This is a genomic window from Sphingobium cyanobacteriorum (genome assembly GCF_030580935.1).
GTDB classification, from domain to species: domain Bacteria; phylum Pseudomonadota; class Alphaproteobacteria; order Sphingomonadales; family Sphingomonadaceae; genus Sphingobium; species Sphingobium cyanobacteriorum.
The window spans coordinates 13,858-37,272 of record NZ_JAUQOM010000013.1; the positions used below are offsets into that span (position 1 = coordinate 13,858).

Below are 23,415 nucleotides of genomic sequence, written 5' to 3' on the forward strand. Positions count from 1 at the left end.
CGTAAGGCGTTTTGCCATCGTAACGACAACGGGAAAAAGGTGTTTTGGGTGGCAATGAGCTGTTTCGCGGAAAGGCTGGCAAAGCAGGTGCCCCTGTCCGACGCGGAAAAGAAAGCGTTGGCCAGGCTTGAGGAAAATCCGCGCAAGGTGAAGCGTGGCGCGATGATCCAGCGCGTCAACGAAACCGTGACGGAATTGTTCGTGCTGCGCGAAGGCCGGGTGATGAGCTTCGTCATCCTGCCCGACGGCAGCCGGCAGATATTGCGCGTTTACTTCCCCGGCGATTTCATCGGGTCGGCCAGCACGATCTACAGCAAGGCGCCGGAATCGCTGGTCGCCCTGTCGGATGCGGTCGTATGCCCGTTCGACAAGCACGCCCTGCGCCGTCTGCTGGAGGAATATCCCCGCGTCGCGGCGCTGCTGTTTCTGCTGTCCAATGCCGAGCGGGTGTCGATGACCGACCGGCTCGCCGCGCTGGGGCGAACATCGGCCAAGGCGCGCGTCGCGTCGTTTCTGCTCGACATGTTCGACCGGCTGCGCGTTACCGACGACAGCATGACCGACAGTTTCGACCTGAAGCTGACGCAGGAGGAGATCGGCGATTCGATCGGCCTTACCTCTGTCCATGTGAACCGGATGATCCGGCAGATGGAACTGGAGGGGCTGATCAGCCGCTCCAACGGGCGGATCACGCTGCTGGAAATGGGACGGCTGGAGGAGATCGGCCATTATACCAACCGGCACAAGGACATGGACCTTGACTGGTTGCCGGCCGCCTGACGCGACCTTGTGGACTGGTTGCCCGCCGCCTGGCTCCGGCGTTCGGCTACGGCCGATAACGATGCCATTACCCCGCCTTGCGCTCCGACAGAAAGCCGGTGGCAGCCGGCATCGCAACCCCAGGCGTCACGCCAGCAGTTCGACATCCCAGTAGAGCCAGTCGCGCCAGCTTTCATGCAGATAGCCCGGCGGGAAGGCACGGCCATGTTCCTGCAACTGCCAACTGGTCGGGCGGATCGGCTGGACATGCAGCTTCATCCCCGCCTCCCTGGGTGTGCGCCCGCCCTTGCGCAGGTTGCAGGGCGAACAGGCGGTGGCGACATTTTCCCATGTCGTCCGCCCGCCGGCGCGGCGCGGGACGACATGATCGAACGTCAGGTCGCTGGTGACGCCGCAATATTGGCAGGAAAATTTGTCGCGCAGGAACAGGTTGAACCGGGTGAAGGCGGGATGTTCGGACGGCTTCACATATTGTTTCAGCGCGATCACCGACGGGATCTTCATTTCCAGGCTGGGGCTGTGGACTTCCCGTTCGTAGCTGGAAACGATGTCGACCCGGTCGAGAAACACGGCCTTGATCGCGGTCTGCCATGGCCACAGGCTGAGCGGATAATAGCTGAGCGGCGTATAATCCGCGTTCAGCACCAGCGCCGGACAATTTTCCGGATGTCGTATGAGGTCGGGATGGTACATAGAAACCTTCTTCCCCCTGGTCCCGCCGCTGATCCGACAGCAAGGTGACAAGGGCATGACAGCATTAACGAATATCCCCCGTCAAGAGCCTGTATGACTCATCCTGTCCCACCACAGCATATGGTGACGCGCTTCGCCCCCAGCCCGACCGGGAAGCTGCATGTCGGCCATGGCTGGTCGGCGTTGCTGGCCCATGACATGGCGCGCGCGGCGAGCGGGCGGTTCAGGCTGCGGATCGAGGATATAGACGGCACCCGCAGCCGGGCGGAGCATGTCGCGGGGATCATTGCGGACCTGCGCTGGCTGGGGGTGGAATGGGATGGCGAGATCATCTTCCAGTCGCAGCGGCTGGAGCGCTATGACGCGGCGCTGGAACGGCTGCGCGCCATGGGGCTGCTCTATCCCTGTTTCTGCACCCGCGCCGACATTCAGGCCAGCCTGACCGCGCCGCACGGGCCGGAAGGGCCGGTCTATCCGGGAACGTGCCGGGGGCTGGACCCGGCGGACCGGACGCGCCGGATCGCGGAGGGGCAGGCCCATGCCTGGCGGATCGACATGGGACGGGCGGTGGCGCGGGTCGGCACGGTCGGGTGGACGGCGATCCCCTTTTCCGCCCCGTCAATCCCGCGCGGCGATGACTATTGGCAAGGAGAGCGGTCGCATGTCGCCACCCCCCTTGCCCATGGCGATGTCGTGCTGGCGCGCAAGGATGCGCCCGCCAGCTATCATCTGTCCTGCACGCTGGACGATGCCGCGATGGGCGTGACCCATGTGCTGCGCGGCGACGACCTGCGCGGCGCGACCGACATTCATGCCCTGTTGCAGGCGCTGCTGGGCCTCCCCTCCCCCGCCTATCTGCATCATCCCTTGCTGGTCGGGCCAGATGGCCGGCGACTGGCCAAGCGGGACGGGTCGATCGCGCTGGCCGACCTGCGCGCCCAGGGAATGGCGGGCGACAGGCTGGCGCTACACCTTCGGGCAGGGCGCTTTCCCATTGGCATTCGCCTCGCAAACGCCTAGCATCCCTCCCATGAACACGATCCTAGTCATCGCCCTGATCCTGGCCATGATCGCAACGCTGGTTGCGCTGATCCGGGGCATCATCGCCTTCCTCCAGACGACGAAGGAAGAGCTGAACCTGCCCGAAGGCGCGGTGCGGCCATCCAGCCTGAAACAGAACAGGATGATGATGAACCGCATCTTCTTTCAGGCGGCGGCGGTCATCATCGTCGCGATCCTGCTGATGGCCAAGGGACATAGCTGACCTGGCATCGTCCTGTCCGGCAGGCGCAGGATGGTACGGGCGGCATTGCCATAAGGGCCAGATGTCATGGTCAAGCTGAACAAAATCTACACCCGCACCGGCGACGATGGCACCACCGGACTGGTCGACGGATCGCGCCTGCCCAAGCACGCGCCACGGATGCAGGCGGTGGGCGATGTGGATGAGGCGAACAGCGCGATCGGCCTGGCCATCGTCGCCATGGGCGCGCGGCCGGAGGCGCGCTGGCTGACCATGATCCAGAACGACCTGTTCGACCTGGGCGCGGACCTGGCCACCCCGATCCCCGACGGCGCGGACGAACCCTGGGCGCTGCGGATCATCGCCGGGCAGGTCGCCCGGCTGGAGGCGGAGATCGACCTGATGAACGCCGACCTCGCCCCGCTCGACAGCTTCATCCTGCCGGGCGGGTCGCCCGCCGCCGCCGCTGTCCACCTGGCCCGCGCGATCACCCGCCGGGCCGAGCGCAGCGCAACCGCCGCAGCGGCCGAAGTGGCGCTCAACCCCCATGCGCTCGCCTATCTCAACCGCCTGTCCGACCTGCTGTTCGTCCTCGCGCGGCGGTTGAACGACCATGGCGCGGCCGATGTGAAATGGGTGCCGGGCGCGTCGCGCTGACTCGGCTCGACTCGCCCCCCGCACGGCCCATCCGGTAATGGTCGCTTAACCCTGTTTCTTCAGGCCGCGTTTAGGCGCCCGACCGGAGATGCGATGCTCATCGCACCGCAACCGGGGGAAAGACGTGCAATTCTACCTCGCCACATCCTTCATTTTTCCGCGCTCGCTTCGGCTGCGCCTGTTCACCCTCTGCTTCATTGCCACCCATATGCCGCTGCTGGGCTATCTCGCCTGGGGGCTGGCCACCGGGCGCATCGCGCTGGCGGAGTTCGTGCTGCTGACGCTGGCCACCATCGTGGGCACCGGCATCGCCCTGTTCGGCATCGGCGCATTGCTCAACCCCATCCATGCGCTCGCCGATGCGCTGCATCAGGGGCGCGGCGACGCCCCGCTGTTGCCGGAGGTGGGCGACGTGATCCAGACCCTCTATGCCGGGGTGCAGCGGGCGCGCGACCGCATGGACGATCTGCACCAGGCCGCGCATGAAGACCCGCTGACCGGCATCGCCAACCGGCGCGGCTTCCTCAGCGCGCTCGACGCCCTGCCGGCGGAGCGGCGGCGGGGCTGCGTCGCGATCATCGACATCGACTATTTCAAGCGGGTCAACGACCTCAGCGGCCATGAGGAGGGCGACCGGGTGCTGGCCGCCTTCGCCACCCGCCTGTCGGCACTGGTGCGGCGGGTCGATCTGGTCGCCCGCTGGGGCGGGGAGGAATTTGCGATCTTCTTCCAGGATTGCATCGAGGATGAAGCAAGCTGGACGCTGGCGCGGATCGCCGCGCGGATGCGCAGCGACCCGATCGGCGAAACCCATGGCCGGCCGATCAGCTTTTCCGCCGGCATCTGCCGCTGGAACGGCGAACCGCTGGAGCAGACGCTGCGCCGCGCGGACGAGGCGCTCTATGACGCAAAGCAGGCCGGCCGCGACCGCATCTGCCGCGCGGCGCCGATCTTTCAGGAGGCATGAGCCAGACGCCCCAACGGTGTGATCAAAAGGGAAGCGCGGAACCCCATGCCGGTTCATGCGCTTCTTGTCCCTTGAGAGAACGGCGCAACCGTATCGGGAAGGGCAGGCATGGCGAAGAGCTGGATGGAGGTCCGGCAGGACGATCTGGAGGCGCGCTACCGCGATGTGCGGGCGCTGAGCGAGGCACTGGCCGCGCCCCTGTCCGACGCCGACGCCACCGTCCAGTCGATGCCCGATGCGTCGCCCGCCAAATGGCATCTGGCGCATATGAGCTGGTTTTTCGAGACATTCGTGCTGCGCGATCATGTGGCGGGATACCGGCCGTTCGATCCGCGCTACGCCTTCCTGTTCAATAGCTATTATGAGGCGGAGGGCGCGCGTCACGCCCGGCCGATGCGGGGCATGTTGACCCGGCCGTCGCTGGCGGAGGTGCGTACCTATCGCGCCCATGTCGATGCCGCGCTGATCGGTGCGCTCGGCATGTTGTCGCAATCGGCCCGTGCGCTGGTGACGCTCGGCCTCCAGCATGAACAGCAGCATCAGGAATTGCTGCTGACCGACCTGCTCCACCTGTTTTCGCTCAACCCGCTGGAACCGGCGCTGTTCACCGCGCCTGCGGCCGCGCCCGTGGCCCTGCCCGGCCCGCTCCACTGGATCGAGGGGCGCGAAGGGCTGGTCGAGATGGGCGAGGATGGCCGCAGCGCCTTCGCCTTCGATTGCGAAGGGCCGCGCCACAAGGCGGTGCTGCGCCCCCATGCGCTGGCGCATCGGCCCGTGACCAATGGCGAATGGATCGCCTTCATCGAGGATGGCGGATACCGCACCGCCGCGCACTGGCTGTCGGACGGCTGGGCGTGGGTGAAGGGCGAAGGGATCGACGCGCCGCTCTACTGGAAACAGGGAGAAACCGGCTGGACCCGGTTCGGGCTGGACGGCCGCCAGCCGGTCAATCCGGCTGCGCCTGTCACCCATATCAGCCTGTATGAAGCGGATGCCTATGCCAGTTGGGCGGACGCGCGCCTGCCGACCGAGGCGGAATGGGAAAGCGCGGCGCTCAACGTCTCGCCGATCAGCGGCAACCAGCTGGATGCCCCCGCCTGCCCGCGCCCGCACCCGGCCGAGGAGGGATCGGGGCTGAGCCAGATGTTCGGCGATGTGTGGGAATGGACCGGCAGCGCCTATCGCCCCCATCCCGGTTTCCGTGTCGCGCCGGGCGCGGTCGGCGAATATAATGGCAAGTTCATGTCGGGCCAGTTCGTCCTGAAAGGCGGCAGTTGCGCCACCCCGCGCGGGCATGTGCGGGCAAGTTACCGCAATTTCTTCTACCCCCATCAACGCTGGCAGTTCACCGGGCTGCGGCTGGCGAAGGATCTGTAACCCGATGCTGCTGACCGACGACGCCCCTGCGCTGGCGCGCACGATCGACCCCGCTTTCCGCCGCGACATCATCGACGGGCTGACTCGTCGGCCAAGAGCCACGCCGCCGCTCTGGTTCTACGACCGGCGCGGGTCGGAACTGTTCGAGGATATTACCGACCTGCCCGAATATTATCCGACCCGGACCGAAACCGCGCTGCTCAAGGCCCATGGAGCGGACTTCGCGGCGGCGGTGGGCGCCGGGCGCGCGGTGGTCGAGTTCGGCGCGGGCAGCGCGCGCAAGACGCCGCACCTGCTGCGCGCGATCGCCCCGGCCGCCTATGTGCCCATCGACATCAGCGGTGACTTCCTGCGCGCGAGCAGCGCGGAGCTGGCAAGCGCCTTTCCAGCCCTGCCGGTGATCCCGGTGGTGGGCGATTTCAACGGACCGCTGAGCCTGCCCGCCGCGATCGACGGGCTGCCACGCCTGGGCTTCTTCCCCGGATCGACCATCGGCAATATGGAGCCGGACGCGGCGGTCGACCTGTTGAGGGCGATGCGGCGGCTGCTGGGGCCGGACGCGATGCTGCTGATTGGCATGGACCGGATCAAGGACGCGCGCCGGCTGGTCGCCGCCTATGACGACGCGGCGGGCGTGACGGCGGCGTTCAACCTCAACCTGCTGACACGGATCAACCGTGAACTGGAGGGCGACCTGCCGCTCGACGGCTTTGCCCATCGCGCCATCTGGAACGATGAGAAGGCGCGGATCGAAATGCATCTGGAGGCGGTGCGCCCGCTCCATTTCCACGTCGCGGGCCAATGTTTCGACATGGACGCGGGCGAAACGATCCATACCGAAAGCAGCCACAAATATAGCCCGCGCGACGAACGCCTGCTGCTGCGCGCGGGCGGATGGCAGCCGACGCGCGAATGGACCGATGACGAGGGGCTGTTTACGCTGGTGCTGGCGGAAGCGGGTTGAGGCAGCCTTGTCGCTGATCGACTATTTTTTGTCATTTGAAGTCGCATCGTTGGTGCCTGGAAGCGCCCCCCCTGTCGTCACCCCAGCGCAGGCTGGGGTCTCAGGCGGTCAGAGGATAAGGTCTGACATATCGCGCCAATCGGGATTACCCTCCTCTATCAGCCGGATTTTCCATTCGCGCTTCCAGGCTTTGAGGGCCTTCTCACGAGCGATAGCAAGAGAACGCCCCTTGTTCTGTTAGTCATGATATAGGTGTAGCTGCCTTGCGCCATGTCCTACCGCAGCGCGCCGCCGCCTGAGACCCCAGCGTTCGCTGGGGTGACGCTGAATTTTATGTCCGCTTTACAGCATTTGCGCCCGTAACCCGACTGTCCGCAATCCACCCAATTCCGTCATTACCGCGCAGGCGGGAACCCATCTCCCGATCGCTCGACAGGGCGAAAGGGCTGGAGATGGAGCACCGCCGACGCCGGAAGGACGGTGTAACATGACCAGCCCGCTGCCACCCTACCCCGTCGCCAGCAGCAGGTCGCGCAGGTCGGTGAGGCTGGGCAGCACCTGCGCGCAGGCGAGGGCGAGTTCCTCGGTCGGGGGCAGCAGGTCTGGCACCATCACCGTCGCCATGCCCGCCGCCACGGCCGATCGGACGCCGGCATGGCTGTCCTCCACCGCGACGACATGGGCGGGATCGACGCCCAGCCGGCGCGCGGCGAGCAGATAGGGTTCGGGGTGGGGCTTGGGCCGTTCCACGTCGCTGCGCGTGACGATGACATCGAAATAGGCAAGCAGCCCGCTCCTTTCCAGCCGGGCCTGCGCATAAGGCGCGGCGGTGGAGGTGGCGAGCGCCATCGGGATGTTCGCCCTTGCCAGATGCGCGAGCAGCAGGTCCGCGCCGGGGCGCAGCGGGATGCCGGCATCGACCGCCGCCTCGAACAGCGCGTCGCCATTGGCATAGAAGCGCGCCAGCGGGAAGTCCGGTCCCAGATGGCGGGCCAGCATCCGCTCATTTTCGTCGCGATGGATGCCGACCATCGAGAGCAGCAGATCGTCCGCCATCGGCCAGCCGATCGCGTCGCCCGCCTGGGCGAAGGCGCGGCGATGCGCCGCCTCCGTGTCGATCAGCGTGCCGTCCATGTCGAAAATGACGGCGCGGATCGGGTCGGGCAGGGTCGCGGGGCTGAAGGACGGAGCGGATTGGCGCAGCGGCTGGGTCATGACACCGATATGGCCGCCCTATGTGCATATACCATTGCAAAATCGGGCGGGACGATTGCGGATTTTGGCGCTGCCCCCCCTTATTCCACCACCCGCGCCGACCATGTCCTGATCCAGTGCCATGCGCCGCGGCATTCACCCATGGCGGTCGCTTCGGTCAGGCGGAAGCGGGTGCCGTCCCAGACATAGGTTTCGCTGCCGCCGCAATCGCCGATGCCACGCCCCTTGGCGAAGCTGGACAGTTCCGACTTTTCGGGCACCCAGCCGGCATTGACCAGCATCGGCCGCGCCTCTTCCTCGCTCCAGCCGGGCTTCGCGTCGAACATGGCAAGACGGAAGGCGCGGCGGCCGGGCGTGCCGGTGGCGATCACCGGGATGGCGGTGAAATTATAGGCGCCGCTGCCGCAGGGGACGAGGATCAGCGTCTCCGCCTTCGACAGGCGCTGCGACTGCGGCGGCTCCATATCCTTCATCTCATCGGCGCAGCCGGTAAATTTGCCCAGCGCGGTCAGTTCCTCCCGCCACAGGGGGGCAGGCGCGGCCCCTGCCGGCACGATCGCGCGGCGGATGACGGGCGCAGCGGGCGCGGCGCGCACGGCGAGCGGCCCCAGCGCGCCGGTGGCGACCAGCGCGGTGCTGGTCCCGGCCCGGCCCTGCCGCGCGTCCATGTAGCGCAGCGCTGCGCCCGATCCGGCGAGCGACGGCTTGCCCAGGACGCGGTTGCCCGACCGCACCTCCAGCGTGCCGCCGCGCGCCATGGCGATGGCGAGCGCCGCGGCCTGCGGCCCGCGCAGCGTGGCTTCGCCGTCGCGACTCTGCGCGCTGGCGACCAGGCGGCCGTCGATATGGAAGCTGACATCGCCCCCGCCCTTGGCGTCGCGGCTGACCCACACTTCCGCCGCCGCGTCAGGCCCGGCGTCGCGAACCACCCCGACCATGACCGGATTGTCGGGCCATTCACCGCCTTCGGGCAGCAACGACACCGCTTCGCAGCGGTTGCGATTGTCGCAGCCGATGGTCCAGTCCTTGTAGGTTTCCAGCGCACCGGGTTTTGGCGCTTGCGCAGCGACCATGCCCGGCCAGCTCAGGGTCGCCAGCGCGACCAGGAAATAATGTTGTGCCCCCATGGGTTAACCATAACCCATTTGCGCGGGCAGCGGTAGAGTCTCCGTTACGCTGCCGTGTTGATCACGACACAGCCGTCCATCCCCCGCCGCGCGGGCGCGCGCTCTCCCCTAAAGGCTCAGCATCAGTCCCGCGAGCGCGGCGCTCATCAGGTTGGCGAGGCTGCCGGCGACCAGCGCCTTCAACCCCAGCTTCGCGATCATCGGCCGCTGGTTGGGGGCCAGGTTGCCCGTCACCGCCATCTGGATCGCGATCGAGCTGAAATTGGCAAAGCCGCACAGCGCGAAGGTAATGATGGCGACGGTCGCGGGCGACAGCGCGCCCTGCACCTGGCCCAGATTGATGTAAGCGACAAATTCGTTGAGCACGACCTTCGTGCCGAACAGCCCGCCCGCCACCTGCGCTTCGGCCCAGGGGATGTTGAGCAGATACATGACCGGCTGAAACACATAGCCCAGCAGCATCTGGAAACTCAGCGCCGGATAGCCGAACCAGGCGCCGATGCCGCCCAATATGCCATTGGCGAGCGCCACCAGCGCAACGAAGGCCAGCACCATCGCGCCGACCGCAACGGCCAGCTTCACGCCGGTCTGCGCGCCCTGCGCCGCCGCCATGATGAGGTTGGCGGGTTTTTCCTCGTCATGGCTGGCCTGCGGCATGGGTTCGCCCGGCGTCCCTTCGGGCAGCAGCGCGGCGGGGCCGGCGCCGCTGATCCGGCTTTCGGGCAAAAGCAGGTCGGGATGGTCGCCCAGCGGCAATTCGCCCTGCACCGGCACGCGCGGGTCGGGCATCATGATCTTGGCCATCAGCAGACCGCCGGGCGCCGCCATGAAGCTGGCCGCGAGCAGATAGTCGATCTTGATCCCCATGGAGGCATAGGCGGCCAGGATGGTGCCCGCCACGCCCGCCATGCCGCTGGTCATGACGGCGAAGAGTTGCGGCGGGGTCAGGCCGGCCAGATAGGGGCGGATGACCAGCGGGCTTTCGCTTTGCCCCACGAAGATGTTGGCGGCCGCGCACAGGCTTTCCACCTTCGACACGCCCGTCACCTGTTCGATCGCGCCGCCGACCCAACGGACGATGAACTGCATGATGCCCAGATAATAGAGGATCGACACCAGGCTGGCGAAGAAGATGATCACGGGAAGTGCAGCGATCGCGAAGCTGGCCCCGCCGATTTCGGGCCTGGCGAGCGGGCCGAAGATGAAATCGGTGCCCGCCTGGGCATAGCCGAGCAGATTGGCCACCCCCTTCGACATGCCGCCGATGATCGCCCGGCCCGCAGGGACATAGAGCACCAGCAGGGCAATGCCGGCCTGCAACAGGAAGGCCGCCCCCACGACCCGCGGCCGGATGGCGCGGCGGTCGGAGGACAGGGCGAAGGCGATGGCAAGGATGAGCAATATGCCGGCAAGGCCGATGATAAGATGCATGAAGCGCTTTCGCGGGAAAGGACGAACCGCGCGACCATAAGGGCCGCGACGCGGCGAAGCCAGCGCTTTGCTGCTGGCCGAACGCCGATCGCCGGGGGCTGTCCTCCTCCCGCCGGCGCGGCGATCCCTAATCCTCCCCCGACAAAGCGAGCGATACCCAGGATGCCATGGCATCCACCGCCAGCGGCGACAGGCGGATCGAACGGCGACGGCGGCTGCTGGGCGAACTGCGATGTTCGACCAGCAGGCCGCGCCGCTCCATCACGCCGACCTGGCCGACGATCAGGTTCAGGGAAAGCCGCAATGTTTCGCTCAACTGTTCCAGCGTCATCGCCCGCCCTTCCGTCTCCGCCTGGAACAGCAGCAGCAATATGTCCCAGGCCGGATCAGCGAACAGGTCATGGCCGAACAGGGTGGTGCGGGCGCGGCGCGCGCCGATATAGCGGGCGATGACCGCACGTTGATCCTCGCCCCCGTTTTCCAGGATCGCCGGCTCTTCCTTGCGCGCATGGTAACTGGTCAGGCAGCGTTGCAGCGCCACCACCAGGTCCACCGCCTCCTGACTGGGCAGGGCGCGGTCAGGCGGGATATGCGCGGTCATGCAATGCCTTCCGGTCCAGTTCGATGCCGATGATGGCGAAAAGCATCAGCGGGATGACCCATACCGTGCTGAGCCCCGCGTAGATCATGCTGGGGAAATCCGGGCGCAACAGGGTCACGATATGGGTCAGCACCGTCATCAACTGGCAGCCGGCGACCCAGATCGGCCAGTAGCGGTCGCTGCGCAACATCAGCCACAACAGCGCGGCAAAGGTGCCCAGATCCACGAGCATCAGCCAATATTGGGTGGCGTGCCACGATCCGGCGAGTTGCGCCGGGATGCTGAGCAGCGCCGCCGCAATCGAGATGACGACCAGTAACCGGCCATCGCGTCCGCCGAAACAGACGGCGAAAACGCAGGTCATGAGCATCAAAAGCCAGAAGAAAGCCGCCAGCATCTGCATTTCCGATTGAGAGGGAGGGCAATGGTCATACAGATGCCGGCGACTTTCGCCCCGTTCAGGCGACCAGATGCAGGTGGCGCGCGGTTTCGCGCTGCTCCAGCTCCAGGCCGATGGGGCAGCCAAAGGCAGTCACGTCATGCTGGCTGCGTTCGATGCAGCGGGTCAGCAGCGCGGTGGCGCGCACCATGTCGCTGCGGCCTTCGATGATCTTGGTCGCGCTGTCGTGAATCTGCTTGAGGATACGCTGACTTTCGCTCGCGGTCAGGCCCGACCCCTGCGATGCACTGAGGAAGGCGGTGGTCAGTTGCGCGGCGTCGACCAGCGCATTGTCCAGCGCGGCGAAAGCCTGGCGGGTCTGATCGGCGACGGCCTGGGTCTTTGCGATATCGAGGTTGAGCACAAGTCATCTCCTTCGCACGACTCCCTTCAGGGAGCGGTGCGTTATTCAGCGTGGCGATTTCGGAGGGATCAGCCCAGGACCGTAAAGGCCCCGCGAATGAGCAGCAGCAAGGCGACGACACCAACTCCGGTCAGAACAGCGGCCCGGATCATCGCCAATATGCGGCCATCAATGCTCAGTTCATTGGTCGATCCCCCTAGCGGCGGGCCGAAGGCGAGGATGCGGTGCAGGAGCGTCCTGTGCTCCCCCTGCCCATCCGGCCTGTCCGGCTGATCAGGGGATGACGCAGGATCGGGATCGGAGGCAAGCGGCTCCGATTGATATATCAAGGGCTGATATGTGTCACTTTGGGGCGGCCGTTGTTCGACCGAAATGAACAGGCGGGCCGCTTCCTTGCGATTGGCCACGCCGAACTTGCGCAGACTGGTGCGGACGCGCTGGTCGACCGTATGCTCCGACACATGGAGCTGCCGCGCGATTTCCTTGGAATTGAAGCCCTGCGCCACCAGCCGCAGACACTGCTTTTCCCCCTCGCTCAAGACCGGAAGGGTTTCCGCCACTGCATCATTCCTCCTGCATGAACCACCGCCCGGTCAAACGAACGACCGGGCCGGGAGGCCCAGCCACCCACATTTCATCCACCATTCAAAGGTTGCGATTCGGTTTGCACCGGCCCCTAAAGTGACATGACAGGATGCAGGGACGCAATGCGGATGGATGGCGGCCACCTGCGCTGCCGCGTTCGCCGCCCATCCGCCGGTTCAATTGAAGATATCGCCCACGTCCATGGCCGTCTGCTTGGGGTCCGGGCCGAAACGATTCTCGCCCCGCGTCCCTTCCAGGCACATGAACACCAGCACGATGATGCCGCCGACATAGGGGATGAAGTTCAGCAGCACGAACCAGCCGCTCTTGTCCTGATCGTGAAAGCGGCGGACCTGCACCGCGAGCGAGGGAATGAAAAGCGCGAGGATGGCGATGCCAAACAATATAATCAACGGACTTCCAAACCGCCCGCTGTCCCCACCTGTTATATCAGACATGACAAACAGTGCGCCAAGCAGCAAGAAATAGAAGAGCGCGAACATCCAATATTCCTTGCGCCGCGAACGGCCGGAAAAATCGGCGTACCGCCTGAGCGGCAGGAACATATATTCCATCTGCGTTTCCCCCGTTGTGAGAAGCGCCAGAATAGGTACGCTTTTGGTGCGTGTCTTGCGAAAAACACCCCTGCGGATCAGGCCCCCGCCTTGCCCTCCTGCCTGGCCTTGTGCGCGGCGAGCAGCGCGTCGATCTCGACGATGCGCAGCCGCTGGGGCGTGTCCCTGGCCAGCCCTTTCAGGCGGCATTCGGCCCACAGGGCGCGGCGCTCGGACGTGAGCGCCTTGAGGTAGAGATCGGCCATCTGCATATCCTTTGAAATGGGAAAAGGGCGGGGACGCATCGCGCCCCTGCCCCTCCACCGTGCTGCGCACGGTCCCCGCCCCATGCCGGAACGGAATATGCCCTATATCAGGCCGCCTTGGAACGGCTCATGCGCTTGCGCTCGTTCGGGTCGAGATAGCGCTTGCGCAGGCGGATCGTCTTGGGCGTGACTTCGACCAGTTCATCGTCGTCAATATAGGCGATCGCCTGTTCCAGCGTCAGCTTCCAGGGCGGGGTCAGGCGCACGGCGTCGTCCTTGCCGCTCGCGCGGAAGTTGGTCAGCGCCTTGCTCTTCATCGGGTTGACTTCCAGATCGTCGGGCTTGGCGTTCTGGCCGATGATCATGCCTTCATAGAGCGCTTCGCCCACGCCCACCATCAGGATGCCGCGTTCTTCGAGCGGACCCAGCGCATAGGCATTGGCTTCGCCCGCGCCGTTGGAGATCAGCACGCCATTCTTGCGGCCTTCGATCGTCCCCTTGTGCGGACCATATTTCTCGAACAGGCGGTTCATGATGCCGGTGCCGCGCGTGTCGGACAGGAATTCGCCATGATAGCCGATCAGGCCGCGCGAAGGGGCGGAGAAGGTGATCCGGGTCTTGCCGCCGCCCGACGGGCGCATGTCGGTCATTTCCGCCTTGCGCAGGTTCATCTTCTCGACAACCGTGCCGGAAAATTCATCGTCCACGTCGATCATGACGGTTTCATAGGGTTCGGTCTTGTTGCCGTTTTCGTCGGTGCCGAACAGCACGCGCGGGCGGCTGATCGACAGTTCGAACCCTTCGCGGCGCATCGTTTCGATGAGCACGCCCAGTTGCAGTTCGCCGCGACCGGCGACTTCGAAACTGTCCTTGTCGGCGCTTTCCGTAACCTTGACGGCGACGTTCGATTCGGCTTCGCGGGCGAGGCGATCGCGGATCATGCGGCTCGTCACCTTGGTGCCTTCGCGGCCCGCCATCGGCGAATCATTGACGGCAAAGCGCATCGACAGCGTCGGCGGATCAATCGGCTGCGCCTGGATCGGTTCAGTGACCGACGTGTCGCAAATGGTGTTCGCGACGGTCGCGACGGACAGGCCGGCCAGCGAGATGATGTCGCCTGCCTTGGCTTCGTCCACGGGCACGCGATCAAGGCCGTGGAAGGCCATGATCTTCGACGCACGACCCGTTTCGATAACCGTGCCGTCCATGTCGAGCGCATGGATCGCCTGATTGACCTTCACCGAACCGCTGGTCACGCGGCCGGTCAGGATGCGGCCCAGGAAGTTGTCGCGGTCGAGCAGCGTCACCAGGAAGGTGAAGGGCACGCCTTCGACTTCCACGGCGGGCGCGGGCACATGATCGACGATCTTCTGGAACAGCGGGGTCAGCGTGCCCGACCGCAGCGTGGGGTCTTCATTGGCGTAGCCGTTGCGGCCCGACGCATAGAGGACGGGGAAGTCGAGCTGTTCGTCGGTGGCATCGAGCGACACGAACAGGTCGAACACTTCGTCCAGCACTTCCTGGATGCGCTCGTCGGGACGGTCGACCTTGTTGACGACGACGATGGGCTTGAGGCCCAGCGCCAGCGCCTTGCCGGTCACGAACTTGGTCTGCGGCATCGCGCCTTCCGACGAATCGACCAGCAGCACGACGCCGTCGACCATCGACAAAATCCGCTCGACCTCGCCGCCGAAGTCGGCGTGACCGGGGGTGTCGACGATGTTGATGCGGACGGGTTCGCCGCCTTCCGGGGTCCATTCGACCGAGGTGGGCTTGGCCAGGATGGTGATGCCGCGCTCTTTTTCGAGATCGTTGCTGTCCATCGCGCGCTCTTCGACGCGCTGATTGTCGCGGAAGGTGCCGGACTGGCGGAAAAGCTGGTCGACGAGGGTGGTCTTGCCGTGATCGACGTGCGCGATGATGGCGATATTACGCAGGGACATGAAACTGCCTTTGGGATCGGGTTCTCCCGGCCGGCACCACGCCTGTCCAGGACTATCGGGCGCGCCCCTACAGGAAATGATGCGATGCGGCAAGGGCGAGCGACGATGCGCGTCCGTCGCGCGCCTCTGCATCATCGCGCCCTTAACCGAACAGCGAAGTGTACAGCTCTATGCATGCTTTCATCAAAAGGCGCCGCCGGACCATCGCCGAATAGCTGTACACTTCGCTGTCCCGCTTATGCGCCCGCCGCCGCGATCATCGGGGCCAGCGCCTGCGCCAGGGTCGCGCCGGAATAGGGCTTTTTCACCAGCAGGATGCCCTTGAACCGTTCCGGCAGTTCCAGTCCGTCGCCATAGCCGGTGGCGAACAGAAAGGGGATGCCGCGTTCGGCCAGCATATCGGCGATCGGCAGGCTGGTTTCATGGCCCAGGTTGAAGTCCAGCATCGCCAGATCGATCTGCTGGATCGCTATCGCGTCACGCGCGCGGCCGACGCTGGCGACCGTGACCACATCCGCCCCCAGGTCACGCAACGCATCCTCGCCATCCATGGCGATGATCATATTATCCTCGACCAGCAGGACGGTGCGCCCCTTGAGCAGGCCCGGCACGATCGGCTGGACAGCCTGCGCGCGATCCGTTCCGGTGCGGTCCGGCAGCACCGCCACGACATGGCGCGAGGGAATGCAGAAATGGGCCTCTATCCCGGCCAGCCGGTAATGGATTTCGGCATGGCCATCCAGGTCATAGGGGATGGAGCGTTCGATCACGGTCGATCCGAAACCGCGCCGTGTCGGCGCGACGACTGCCGGGCCACCGCTTTCGGTCCAGTCGATCAACAGGCTGCCATCCGCGTCCACCCGCCAGTCGATGGCCACCGTGCCATTGTCCGACAATGCGCCATATTTGGCGGCGTTGGTCAGCATTTCGTGGATCACCAGCGCCAGCACGGTGAAGCAGCCGGGCGTCAGCAACACATTGGGGCCGGTCAGCCGCACCCGGTCGCGCCGTTCGCCCAGATAGGCGCCTGCCTCCACCTCGATCAGATCGTAGAAGCGCGCGGGACTCCAACGGTCGGCGGTAATCTGGTCATGGGCGCGGGCCAGCGCGTGGATGCGGCTTTCCAGCGTGCCGATGAAATCCTCCACCGACCCCGCGCTGTCGCGCGTCTGCGACAACAGCCCCCGGATCAGCGAGAGGATATTGCGTACGCGGTGGTTGAGTTCCGCGATCAGCAATTCCTGCTTCTCATGCGCGCGCTGCCGTTCCGCATCGGCCGAATCGGACAGGCGCAATATCACTTCCAGCAAGGCGGTGCGCAGCGCTTCGGCGACGCGCAGTTCCGCCGGGGCAAAGGCCAGCGCGGTGCCCTTGACCAGTTGCGACCACGCCTCGAAACTCTTGCGCGGGGTCAGGCGCGGGCCGTTGGGGCCATATTCGATGCCCTTGTCGGGCTGGCCCGCCCAGCGCACCGAACGCAACTGTTCGGCCCGGAACAGGATGACATAGTCGCGTGGACGGCGCGACAGGGGAATGGCCAGGATACCCGACACGCGATCGGCATAGGCGGCTGCTTCTGGCAGCACGGCGGTCAGGCTGTCGGTCGTATAGACCTGTCCGGCGGCGGCCTGGTTGAGCATCCCGACGATCGCGACGAAGGCGGATTCGTCGGGCGTCAGGCCCGCAAAGGTGATCTGTCCGTCGATATAGACGCCCACGCCATCGGCGGGAATCGTGTCGAAGATGATGTCGCCCAGCCAGCGGGCGTTGGACAGCAGATCGTGATCCTGCGCCACGGCGGCGAGCAGCCGGTCGGCCACCTGCCGCGCCTTGCCTTCATAGGCGGCGGTTTCGCCCCGCTCGCGGCTTTCGAGCATCATCGAGAAGATCTGGCCGAACAGTTCGGCGGCGCTGCGCTGGGCGAAGGTCGGCAGGCGCGGGCTATAATGGTGGCAGGCGAACAGGCCCCACAGCCGGCCTTCGACGATGATCGAGATGGAGAGCGAGGCGCCCACGCCCATATTGTGCAGATATTCGATGTGGATCGGCGACACCGCGCGGGTCAGGCACAGCGACATGTCGAGCGCGGCCCCGCCGGGGTCGAGTTGCGGCACGATCGGCACCGGGGTCGCGCCAATGTCCGCAATGACGCGGAAGATGTTGCGCAGGTAGAGGGCACGCGCCTGCACCGGAATGTCGGACGCGGGATAATGAAGGCCGAAAAAGCTTTCGACGCCGGGTTTCAGGGCTTCGGCCACCACTTCGCCATCGCCGGCGTCGGCGAAGCGATAGACCATCACCCGGTCGAATCCGGTCAGCGCCCGCACCTGCCGCGCGCCGTCGCGCAGGAAGGCGGTCATGCTGTCGGCCTGCGCCAGGCGCGCGACCATCGAACGGACGGTGCCGCTCGCCTCCATCTCGTCATGGGCGGCCGGCTCGGCTTCTATCACCACCAGAGGGCCGGAAAAATGGACCGCGACATCGAAGGCGGGGCCGCCGTCGACCAGCGCAATCGCAAAGAGGCGCTCGACCGAATCGGGACCACGCAGCAGGGTGATGCGGTTGCGCAGCGAATGGATCGCCTCGGCGCTCAGCAGGCCGCTGACCGGCTTGCCCAGCATGTCCTGCGGCGACAGGCCGATGAACTGCGCGCTGTTGGCCGATACCCGCGACACCAGCCAGTCGGCGGTCAGCGCGATCAGGAAGCCGAAGGGCTGGATCGTGCCCGGCACATGGATCGGTTCGCGATCGCAATTGGTGAGATCGACGGCGAATCCGGGGGCGCTGTCCTGCCGGTCAGCCATGGACGGCGGCCTTTTCCGCTTCGCCCGCCTGCGCGAACAGGGCGAAGGCAGCCTGCGCGCCCTGCACGGCGTCGCCCAGCCAGCCTTCGCCGCCTTCCGCCGCGGCGCTGTCGAGCGCGCGCTGGAAGGCAACCCATTCGCCCTTGCCATGGACGGCGCAGAGATAGGATCTGGGGAGGCCCGCGCCGACCTGGCGCGAGAGCATCGCCCCGCCCAGCCGCGATCCTTCGAGCGCATAGCGCAGCCCCCAGCGAAAGCCATCCGTATCGGCGGCGGCGAGCGGCAGGGGCGCGGGCAAGGCGGCGTCCAGCGCGGCAAGATCGTCGGCGAGCAGCGGCAGGCGGGACGCCCCATTGCCTGCGGCACTTTCCAGCGCGCCCAGCGCACGGGCATGGGCGCGCAGAAACGCGCGATAGTCGCTGCGCGAATCGAGCGCGTAACCGGCATAGACGGCATCGACCCGCCGATGGGATTCCATCGTCGCATCACGCAGGGCGTAGCGGATACCGCCAGCATCGGGGGTTAATGTCACGTCATCGTCCTAGGGCGAGATCAGTGCGCGTGCACTGATCTGAATCAGCTTTTGTCCCGAAAACCACCCTTTTATGCATGATGGGATAGCGGATCATCGACATTGGCGGGCAATATGGCCGATGTCCATGCGATGATCGATTCTTTCTGATCGCTGTCTGACGGGTTCAGCATCGTGTCATCCGCCTCATTCTAGAAACGGGTCATCAGGGGATGATGGGTCCCCGCCAAGGAAAGACAGGACCATGTTCAGGAAGATGATGCTGGCGGGGCTGATGACCGCGACGGTGCTGGGCGGGATCGCGCCCGCCTATGCCCAGATGGACCCGGCGCAGCGTGGTGAACGCAGCGACCGTGGCGATCGTGGCTGGCGCGGCGAACGCCCCGGCCGGCCCGACGGCGGCCCGGCCATGGGGCGCGACCCCCGCATGGAGCGGCCGCGCGGCCCAGCGCAGGCACAGGCCCCGGCACAGGCCCCGATGCAGGCCCCCGCACAGCGCTGGCAGCAGCCCACACCCGTCCCGCCGGCAGGCGGCATGGCCCCGCCCCGACCCGACCCCCGCTTCCGCGAGCCGAACCTGCCCCAGAATCGTGCGATCGAAAATCAGGTGCGCGAACGGCATGCGCAGCAGCAGAACTGGCGCAATGCCCGCCGCGACGATCGCCAGGACCGGCGCCAGGACTGGCGCAACGATCGCAGGGAGGAACGGCAGGACTGGCGGAACGAGCGACGCGATGATCGGCGCGACTGGCGGGACGACCGGCGTGACGATCGCCGCTGGACCGACAATCGCGGCTGGAACGGCACCAACTGGAACAACGGCCGCCGCTATGACGATCGCACCCGCTGGAGCACCCAGCGCCGCTGGGACAATGGCTGGCGCCAGGATCGCCGGTACGACTGGTCCAGCTATCGCAACCGCTATGGCGACCGCTATCGCATGGGCCGCTATTATGCCCCGCGCGGCTGGGACTATGGCTATCGGCGCTTTTCGGTCGGGATCATGCTGAACAGCATGCTCTATTCCAACAATTACTGGCTGGACGATCCCTATGCCTATCGCCTGCCGCCGGCCTACGGTACGCTGCGCTGGGTCCGCTATTATGACGACGCGCTGCTGGTCGATGTTCGCGACGGCTATGTGGTCGACGTGATCCACGATTTCTTCTGGTAAGCGGAAGGAAGAGCTTCCTGAACTGGCCTTCAGGATCAACTGACCCCGGATCGGCTGACGATCCGGGGTCTTTTCATGCGCGGCCAGCCTGTGGCAGGAAGCCCCCATGACCGACATGATCGATGATGGCGGCGTGGCGTCGCCTGCCCGCGCCCTGATTGGCGACACTGTTCGCGCCCGGCTGGACCGCAATCCGATGGTCAGCCGGATCGACTGCCCGCATCTGGACATTTATGGCCGCCAGAATTTCCTGAGCGCGCAGGAATGCGCGGACCTGCGCGACCTGATCGACGCCAGCGCCAGGCCCTCGTCGCTCTTTTCCGGCAGCGCCAACGCCGATTACCGCACCAGCCACAGCGGCAATCTCAGCCCTTTCAGCCCGCTGGTGGAGACGATCACCCACCGCATCTGCGCCCTGACCGGCCTGCCCGCCAGCCATGGCGAAACGCTCCAGGGGCAACGCTATACGGTGGGGCAGGAATATAAGGTCCATTGCGACTATTTCCCGGTGACGGCCGATTACTGGCAGGCGATGCGCAAAAGTGGCGGACAGCGGACCTGGACGGCGATGATCTATCTGTCGCCGGTCGAGGCGGGGGGCGAAACGCATTTCCCGCAATGCGAATTCATGGTGCCGCCGGTCGAGGGCATGATCCTGATCTGGAACAATATGGCGCGGGACGGCGCGCCCAACCGTTTCAGCCTGCACGCCGCCCGGCCAGTGGAAAGCGGGACCAAATATGTCGTCACCAAATGGTTTCGCGAACGCCCCTGGGGCTGACCGCCACCCGATACATGTTGCGACAAAGATGACTGGAATCTGACAACTCCATTCCCGGATGGTTCAGGCGCGCCGAGGCATATCCCTGATCGTTGGCGACGAAGTTCGCGCTTCCGCCAAATATGGGAGAAGAAAGACATGCGTAAACTGATCATCCTGGGCCTGCTGGCCGCCACCGTCGCGCCGGGCGTCGCATCGGCCCAATCCTATAATGAAGTCCGCCGCAGCCAGCAGCATCTGCGCGAGGAGCAGCGTGAATTGCGCGAGGCACAACGCTATGGCAGCCGCCACGACATTCGCGAGGAACGGCGCGATGTGCAGGATGCGCGCCGCGAAGTGCGTGAGGACTGGCGCGATTATCGCCGCAGCCATCGCGACGTTTATCGCGGCGGCAACTGGCGCGCGCCCTTCCGCTACAACCAGTGGGGCGTAGGCGCCCGGATGCGGCCGGACTATTATCAGACGCGCTATTATATCAACGATCCCTATCGCTATCGCCTGCCCCGTCCGGGCTATAACCAGCGCTGGATTCGCCACTATAATGACGTGCTGCTGGTCGATGTCCGCAGTGGCCGGGTCGTGAACGTCTATCGCAGCTTCTTCTGGTAAGCAGGGCATGAAAAAACGGTCCCGCGCCCAAAGCGCGGGACCGTTTTCCTGTCTCCCTCCCCCTTGGCCGCGCCGCCCGTTTCCGGGCGGGCGCGGCCGATGGCGCGCGCAAGGCGCGCCATCAGTCCGAAAGGGGGGTGGACCGCTGCCGATAACGGGCAACACGCGCTATTGTTCCCGCACAACGCTTGATTCAGATCAATTTTCGAGCGCCTCGGCGATCAGCTTGCGACTGTTGGCGATGCCGTACAGCGCGATGAAGCTGCCCATGCGCGGCCCCTGATCGGCGCCCAGCAACGTCTGGTAGAGCGCCTTGAACCAGTCGCGCAATTCCGCGAAGCCGAACGCCTCATCCTTGCCGATGGCATAGACGATATTCTGAATGTCCTCGGCACTGGCATCCGCTGGCAGCGCCGCCAGTTCTGCGTCCAGCCGGCGCAGCGCGGCGGCTTCATGGGCGTCGGGCGCGCGACGCTGGAGCGTGGGCGCAACGAAATCGCGATGATAGGCCAGCGCATGGCCGATCAGGGCATCGAGTTCGGGATAGGTTTCGGCGCTGGCACCGGGCACGTAATTTTGCAGATAGCCCCAGACCTGTCCGGGGCTGGCATCGCCCATCACCCCCACCAGATTGAGCAGCAGGCCGAACGTGACGGGCAGTTCGCCCTGCGGCAGCTTGCCGTCATGAATATGATGCACCGGGTTGCCCAGTTGCTGCTCGATCGCCTGCCTGGGATAATTGCCGCGGAACTGCCAATATTCATCGACGGCGCGCGGGATGACGCCCATGTGCAACTGCTTCGCCTTCTTCGGTTCGCGATAGGCGTAGAAGGCCAGGCTTTCCTGCGGGCCATAGGTCAACCACTGGTCGAGGCTGAGGCCATTGCCCTTGGACTTGGAGATTTTCTCGCCCTTTTCGTCGAGGAACATCTCGTAATTGAAGCCTTCGGGCGGGCGACCGCCCAGCGCGCGGCAGATCTTGGACGATTGCGTCACCGAATCGATCAGATCCTTGCCCGCCATTTCATAATCGACGCCCAGCGCATACCAGCGCATCGCCCAGTCGACCTTCCATTGCAGCTTCGCGCCGCCACCCAGGATCGACTGTTCGATGATGTCGCCGTCATCCTCGAACCGGACGATGCCCGCTTGCGCATCGATCACCTCGACCGGCACCTGCAAGACGATGCCGCTTTTCGGGGAAATCGGCAGCACCGGCGAATAGGTCGCCTGCCGTTCCTTGCGCAGGGTCGGCAGCATGATGTCCATGATCGCCTGATAGCAGCGCAGCACCTGACGCAGCGCGTCATCGAAGGCGCCGGCCCGATATTGTTCGGTCGCCGACACAAATTCATAGTCGAACCCGAAACGGTCGAGGAAATCCCGCAGCATCGCGTTGTTGTGATGCGCGAAGCTTTCGAACTTTTCGAACGGGTCGGGCACCTGCGTCAACGGCTTGCCCAGATGCGCGCTCAGCAGCGCCTGATTGGGCACATTGTCCGGCACCTTGCGCAGCCCGTCCATGTCGTCGCTGAACGCGACCAGCCGGGTCGGAATGTCCGACAGCGCGTGAAAGGCATTGCGGACCATGGTGGTGCGCAGCACTTCGTTGAACGTACCGATATGCGGCAGGCCCGAAGGACCATAGCCGGTTTCGAACAGGATATGGCCTTTGTCTGGCGCACCATGGGCGTAACGCTTGAGAAGCTTGCGCGCTTCTTCATAGGGCCATGCCTTGGAGGCGGTCGCGGCGGTGCGGAGGCTGTCAGCTACGGTCATGGCCAAGCCCCTAAACCGGCATGACCCGAAAGAAAACGATATTTGGACGCGAAAGCGCGTTAAGAATGGTTCTCAATTTAAGATTTGATTAACCCTGACCGCCGATAATATCAGGGATTGGAGGCGATATATGCAGATAAAGCGCAGCCGCGAACGCATTGTCGTGGACATTCCCATCGTGGTGACGACGGTGCTGGACAGCCTGGAAGGCACGATCGTCGACCTGAGCGAAGGTGGCGCGCAGGTCGTGGGCTGTTCGCTGCCCGCCCGTTCGCAATGCCAGATCGACCTGGACGGTCATATCACCTTCGGCACGGTGCAATGGTCGGAAGAGGACCGCATGGGCATTCGCTTCCCCTATGAACTGAATGATGGTCCGCTCTATGAACGGCTCGACCTGGCGCGCGCCGCCAAACGCGCACCGGCCGCTTTTCATCCACGCTTTGGCGCGGCGGTGGCAGGCGGCGGTTTTGGACGCCGCATCGACTGAACAGGTCTGAAACAGGTTTTCCTTTTGTTCCTGTTCGCCT

General features: G+C 65.2%; 25 protein-coding genes and 1 pseudogene. 11 read left to right on the forward strand and 15 right to left on the reverse strand.

Annotated elements, in window-relative coordinates:
- The first annotated feature begins 54 nt into the window (after window positions 1-54).
- On the forward strand, window positions 55-780 hold the full coding sequence (locus Q4610_RS17860; RefSeq protein WP_304537299.1) for a Crp/Fnr family transcriptional regulator: 726 nt from the start codon (window positions 55-57) through the stop codon (window positions 778-780).
- Window positions 781-906: 126 nt separating this feature from the next.
- Here the strand turns inward: Q4610_RS17860 and Q4610_RS17865 are convergent, their stop codons facing one another.
- Window positions 907-1,473: an HNH endonuclease gene (locus Q4610_RS17865; protein ID WP_304537300.1), complete on the reverse strand. Its 567-nt coding sequence runs from the start codon at window positions 1,471-1,473 to the stop codon at window positions 907-909.
- Window positions 1,474-1,566: 93 nt separating this feature from the next.
- On the opposite strand from Q4610_RS17865, the gene gluQRS reads away from it, so the two are divergent.
- The 6 genes from gluQRS to egtD all read left to right on the forward strand — a co-directional run bounded on the left by gluQRS (window position 1,567) and on the right by egtD (window position 6,681).
- A complete protein-coding gene (gene gluQRS / locus Q4610_RS17870) occupies window positions 1,567-2,493 on the forward strand; it encodes a tRNA glutamyl-Q(34) synthetase GluQRS (RefSeq protein WP_304537301.1) in 927 nt (308 codons plus the stop codon).
- A 10-nt stretch (window positions 2,494-2,503) separates the two neighbouring features.
- Window positions 2,504-2,737: a twin transmembrane helix small protein gene (locus tag Q4610_RS17875; protein WP_304537302.1), complete on the forward strand. Its 234-nt coding sequence runs from the start codon at window positions 2,504-2,506 to the stop codon at window positions 2,735-2,737.
- Window positions 2,738-2,803: 66 nt separating this feature from the next.
- Window positions 2,804-3,373 (forward strand): cob(I)yrinic acid a,c-diamide adenosyltransferase, encoded by a 570-nt coding sequence (locus Q4610_RS17880; RefSeq protein WP_304537303.1) that lies wholly within the window; start codon window positions 2,804-2,806, stop codon window positions 3,371-3,373.
- Window positions 3,374-3,497: 124 nt separating this feature from the next.
- Window positions 3,498-4,340, forward strand: a complete 843-nt coding sequence (locus Q4610_RS17885; protein WP_304537304.1) for a GGDEF domain-containing protein — start codon at window positions 3,498-3,500, stop codon at window positions 4,338-4,340.
- 108 nt (window positions 4,341-4,448) lie between these two features.
- Entirely contained in the window at window positions 4,449-5,717 is a 1,269-nt protein-coding gene (egtB, locus tag Q4610_RS17890; RefSeq protein WP_304537305.1) for an ergothioneine biosynthesis protein EgtB, read from the forward strand.
- A gap of 4 nt (window positions 5,718-5,721) precedes the next feature.
- Complete coding sequence (egtD, locus tag Q4610_RS17895) at window positions 5,722-6,681, forward strand: L-histidine N(alpha)-methyltransferase (RefSeq protein WP_304537306.1); 960 nt, start codon at window positions 5,722-5,724, stop codon at window positions 6,679-6,681.
- A gap of 108 nt (window positions 6,682-6,789) precedes the next feature.
- Here egtD and Q4610_RS21855 read toward each other — a convergent pair.
- The 13 genes and pseudogenes from Q4610_RS21855 to Q4610_RS17955 all read right to left on the reverse strand — a co-directional run.
- Window positions 6,790-6,897, reverse strand: a pseudogene (locus Q4610_RS21855) (GIY-YIG nuclease family protein); the annotation flags it as partial.
- Window positions 6,898-7,188: 291 nt separating this feature from the next.
- Window positions 7,189-7,896 (reverse strand): HAD family hydrolase, encoded by a 708-nt coding sequence (locus Q4610_RS17900; protein ID WP_304537307.1) that lies wholly within the window; start codon window positions 7,894-7,896, stop codon window positions 7,189-7,191.
- Window positions 7,897-7,976: 80 nt separating this feature from the next.
- Window positions 7,977-9,023, reverse strand: coding sequence for a DUF1176 domain-containing protein (locus Q4610_RS17905; RefSeq protein ID WP_304537308.1), 1,047 nt, complete (start codon window positions 9,021-9,023; stop codon window positions 7,977-7,979).
- Window positions 9,024-9,131: 108 nt separating this feature from the next.
- On the reverse strand, window positions 9,132-10,454 hold the full coding sequence (locus Q4610_RS17910; protein ID WP_304537309.1) for a NupC/NupG family nucleoside CNT transporter: 1,323 nt from the start codon (window positions 10,452-10,454) through the stop codon (window positions 9,132-9,134).
- Between the two features lie 127 nt (window positions 10,455-10,581).
- Complete coding sequence (locus tag Q4610_RS17915; RefSeq protein ID WP_304537310.1) at window positions 10,582-11,055, reverse strand: ArsR family transcriptional regulator; 474 nt, start codon at window positions 11,053-11,055, stop codon at window positions 10,582-10,584.
- Window positions 11,033-11,452, reverse strand: coding sequence for a hypothetical protein (locus Q4610_RS17920; RefSeq protein ID WP_304537311.1), 420 nt, complete (start codon window positions 11,450-11,452; stop codon window positions 11,033-11,035). Before Q4610_RS17920 ends, Q4610_RS17915 begins: the two co-directional genes overlap by 23 nt.
- Before the next feature lie 61 nt (window positions 11,453-11,513).
- A complete protein-coding gene (locus Q4610_RS17925; protein WP_304537312.1) occupies window positions 11,514-11,858 on the reverse strand; it encodes a hypothetical protein in 345 nt (114 codons plus the stop codon).
- Window positions 11,859-11,926: 68 nt separating this feature from the next.
- A complete protein-coding gene (locus tag Q4610_RS17930; protein ID WP_304537313.1) occupies window positions 11,927-12,418 on the reverse strand; it encodes a helix-turn-helix domain-containing protein in 492 nt (163 codons plus the stop codon).
- Window positions 12,419-12,619: 201 nt separating this feature from the next.
- Window positions 12,620-13,018 (reverse strand): DUF805 domain-containing protein, encoded by a 399-nt coding sequence (locus Q4610_RS17935; protein WP_304537314.1) that lies wholly within the window; start codon window positions 13,016-13,018, stop codon window positions 12,620-12,622.
- A 77-nt stretch (window positions 13,019-13,095) separates the two neighbouring features.
- Window positions 13,096-13,263 carry a hypothetical protein gene (locus tag Q4610_RS17940; protein WP_304537315.1) on the reverse strand — a complete coding sequence of 56 codons (168 nt, stop codon included), beginning with the start codon at window positions 13,261-13,263 and terminating at the stop codon, window positions 13,096-13,098.
- Window positions 13,264-13,370: 107 nt separating this feature from the next.
- The gene (typA, locus tag Q4610_RS17945; protein ID WP_304537316.1) at window positions 13,371-15,206 is read right to left on the reverse strand and encodes a translational GTPase TypA; all 1,836 of its coding nucleotides are present in this window, start codon (window positions 15,204-15,206) and stop codon (window positions 13,371-13,373) included.
- A gap of 236 nt (window positions 15,207-15,442) precedes the next feature.
- Window positions 15,443-18,010, reverse strand: a complete 2,568-nt coding sequence (locus Q4610_RS17950; RefSeq protein ID WP_304537317.1) for an HWE histidine kinase domain-containing protein — start codon at window positions 18,008-18,010, stop codon at window positions 15,443-15,445.
- Window positions 18,003-18,488: a heme oxygenase-like domain-containing protein gene (locus tag Q4610_RS17955; RefSeq protein ID WP_304537351.1), complete on the reverse strand. Its 486-nt coding sequence runs from the start codon at window positions 18,486-18,488 to the stop codon at window positions 18,003-18,005. Before Q4610_RS17955 ends, Q4610_RS17950 begins: the two co-directional genes overlap by 8 nt.
- A gap of 298 nt (window positions 18,489-18,786) precedes the next feature.
- Here Q4610_RS17955 and Q4610_RS17960 point away from each other — a divergent pair, with 298 nt between their 5' ends.
- From Q4610_RS17960 to Q4610_RS17970, 3 genes are all read left to right on the forward strand, one after another.
- Entirely contained in the window at window positions 18,787-19,716 is a 930-nt protein-coding gene (locus tag Q4610_RS17960; RefSeq protein WP_304537318.1) for an RcnB family protein, read from the forward strand.
- A gap of 106 nt (window positions 19,717-19,822) precedes the next feature.
- Window positions 19,823-20,497, forward strand: coding sequence for a prolyl hydroxylase family protein (locus Q4610_RS17965; RefSeq protein WP_304537319.1), 675 nt, complete (start codon window positions 19,823-19,825; stop codon window positions 20,495-20,497).
- Window positions 20,498-20,635: 138 nt separating this feature from the next.
- Window positions 20,636-21,106 (forward strand): RcnB family protein, encoded by a 471-nt coding sequence (locus Q4610_RS17970; protein ID WP_304537320.1) that lies wholly within the window; start codon window positions 20,636-20,638, stop codon window positions 21,104-21,106.
- Between the two features lie 198 nt (window positions 21,107-21,304).
- On the opposite strand, the gene Q4610_RS17975 is transcribed toward Q4610_RS17970, so the two are convergent.
- Window positions 21,305-22,885 carry a lysine--tRNA ligase gene (locus tag Q4610_RS17975; protein WP_304537321.1) on the reverse strand — a complete coding sequence of 527 codons (1,581 nt, stop codon included), beginning with the start codon at window positions 22,883-22,885 and terminating at the stop codon, window positions 21,305-21,307.
- A 130-nt stretch (window positions 22,886-23,015) separates the two neighbouring features.
- On the opposite strand from Q4610_RS17975, the gene Q4610_RS17980 reads away from it, so the two are divergent.
- The gene (locus Q4610_RS17980) at window positions 23,016-23,375 is read left to right on the forward strand and encodes a PilZ domain-containing protein (protein ID WP_304537322.1); all 360 of its coding nucleotides are present in this window, start codon (window positions 23,016-23,018) and stop codon (window positions 23,373-23,375) included.
- The last annotated feature ends 40 nt before the right edge of the window (window positions 23,376-23,415 follow it).

Coding starts and splice junctions, on each gene's coding strand:
- gluQRS (WP_304537301.1), top strand. CDS start 1,567: ATGACTCATCCTGTCCCACCACAGCATATGGTGACGCGCTTCGCCCCC.
- Q4610_RS17915 (WP_304537310.1), bottom strand. CDS start 11,055: ATGACCGCGCATATCCCGCCTGACCGCGCCCTGCCCAGTCAGGAGGCG.
- Q4610_RS17950 (WP_304537317.1), bottom strand. CDS start 18,010: ATGGCTGACCGGCAGGACAGCGCCCCCGGATTCGCCGTCGATCTCACC.
- Q4610_RS17910 (WP_304537309.1), bottom strand. CDS start 10,454: ATGCATCTTATCATCGGCCTTGCCGGCATATTGCTCATCCTTGCCATC.
- typA (WP_304537316.1), bottom strand. CDS start 15,206: ATGTCCCTGCGTAATATCGCCATCATCGCGCACGTCGATCACGGCAAG.
- Q4610_RS17905 (WP_304537308.1), bottom strand. CDS start 9,023: ATGGGGGCACAACATTATTTCCTGGTCGCGCTGGCGACCCTGAGCTGG.
- Q4610_RS17900 (WP_304537307.1), bottom strand. CDS start 7,896: ATGACCCAGCCGCTGCGCCAATCCGCTCCGTCCTTCAGCCCCGCGACC.
- egtD (WP_304537306.1), top strand. CDS start 5,722: ATGCTGCTGACCGACGACGCCCCTGCGCTGGCGCGCACGATCGACCCC.
- Q4610_RS17875 (WP_304537302.1), top strand. CDS start 2,504: ATGAACACGATCCTAGTCATCGCCCTGATCCTGGCCATGATCGCAACG.
- Q4610_RS17920 (WP_304537311.1), bottom strand. CDS start 11,452: ATGCTGGCGGCTTTCTTCTGGCTTTTGATGCTCATGACCTGCGTTTTC.
- Q4610_RS17865 (WP_304537300.1), bottom strand. CDS start 1,473: ATGTACCATCCCGACCTCATACGACATCCGGAAAATTGTCCGGCGCTG.
- Q4610_RS17860 (WP_304537299.1), top strand. CDS start 55: ATGAGCTGTTTCGCGGAAAGGCTGGCAAAGCAGGTGCCCCTGTCCGAC.
- Q4610_RS17965 (WP_304537319.1), top strand. CDS start 19,823: ATGACCGACATGATCGATGATGGCGGCGTGGCGTCGCCTGCCCGCGCC.
- Q4610_RS17980 (WP_304537322.1), top strand. CDS start 23,016: ATGCAGATAAAGCGCAGCCGCGAACGCATTGTCGTGGACATTCCCATC.
- Q4610_RS17935 (WP_304537314.1), bottom strand. CDS start 13,018: ATGGAATATATGTTCCTGCCGCTCAGGCGGTACGCCGATTTTTCCGGC.
- Q4610_RS17880 (WP_304537303.1), top strand. CDS start 2,804: ATGGTCAAGCTGAACAAAATCTACACCCGCACCGGCGACGATGGCACC.
- Q4610_RS17970 (WP_304537320.1), top strand. CDS start 20,636: ATGCGTAAACTGATCATCCTGGGCCTGCTGGCCGCCACCGTCGCGCCG.
- egtB (WP_304537305.1), top strand. CDS start 4,449: ATGGCGAAGAGCTGGATGGAGGTCCGGCAGGACGATCTGGAGGCGCGC.
- Q4610_RS17955 (WP_304537351.1), bottom strand. CDS start 18,488: ATGGAATCCCATCGGCGGGTCGATGCCGTCTATGCCGGTTACGCGCTC.
- Q4610_RS17940 (WP_304537315.1), bottom strand. CDS start 13,263: ATGGCCGATCTCTACCTCAAGGCGCTCACGTCCGAGCGCCGCGCCCTG.
- Q4610_RS17960 (WP_304537318.1), top strand. CDS start 18,787: ATGTTCAGGAAGATGATGCTGGCGGGGCTGATGACCGCGACGGTGCTG.
- Q4610_RS17975 (WP_304537321.1), bottom strand. CDS start 22,885: ATGACCGTAGCTGACAGCCTCCGCACCGCCGCGACCGCCTCCAAGGCA.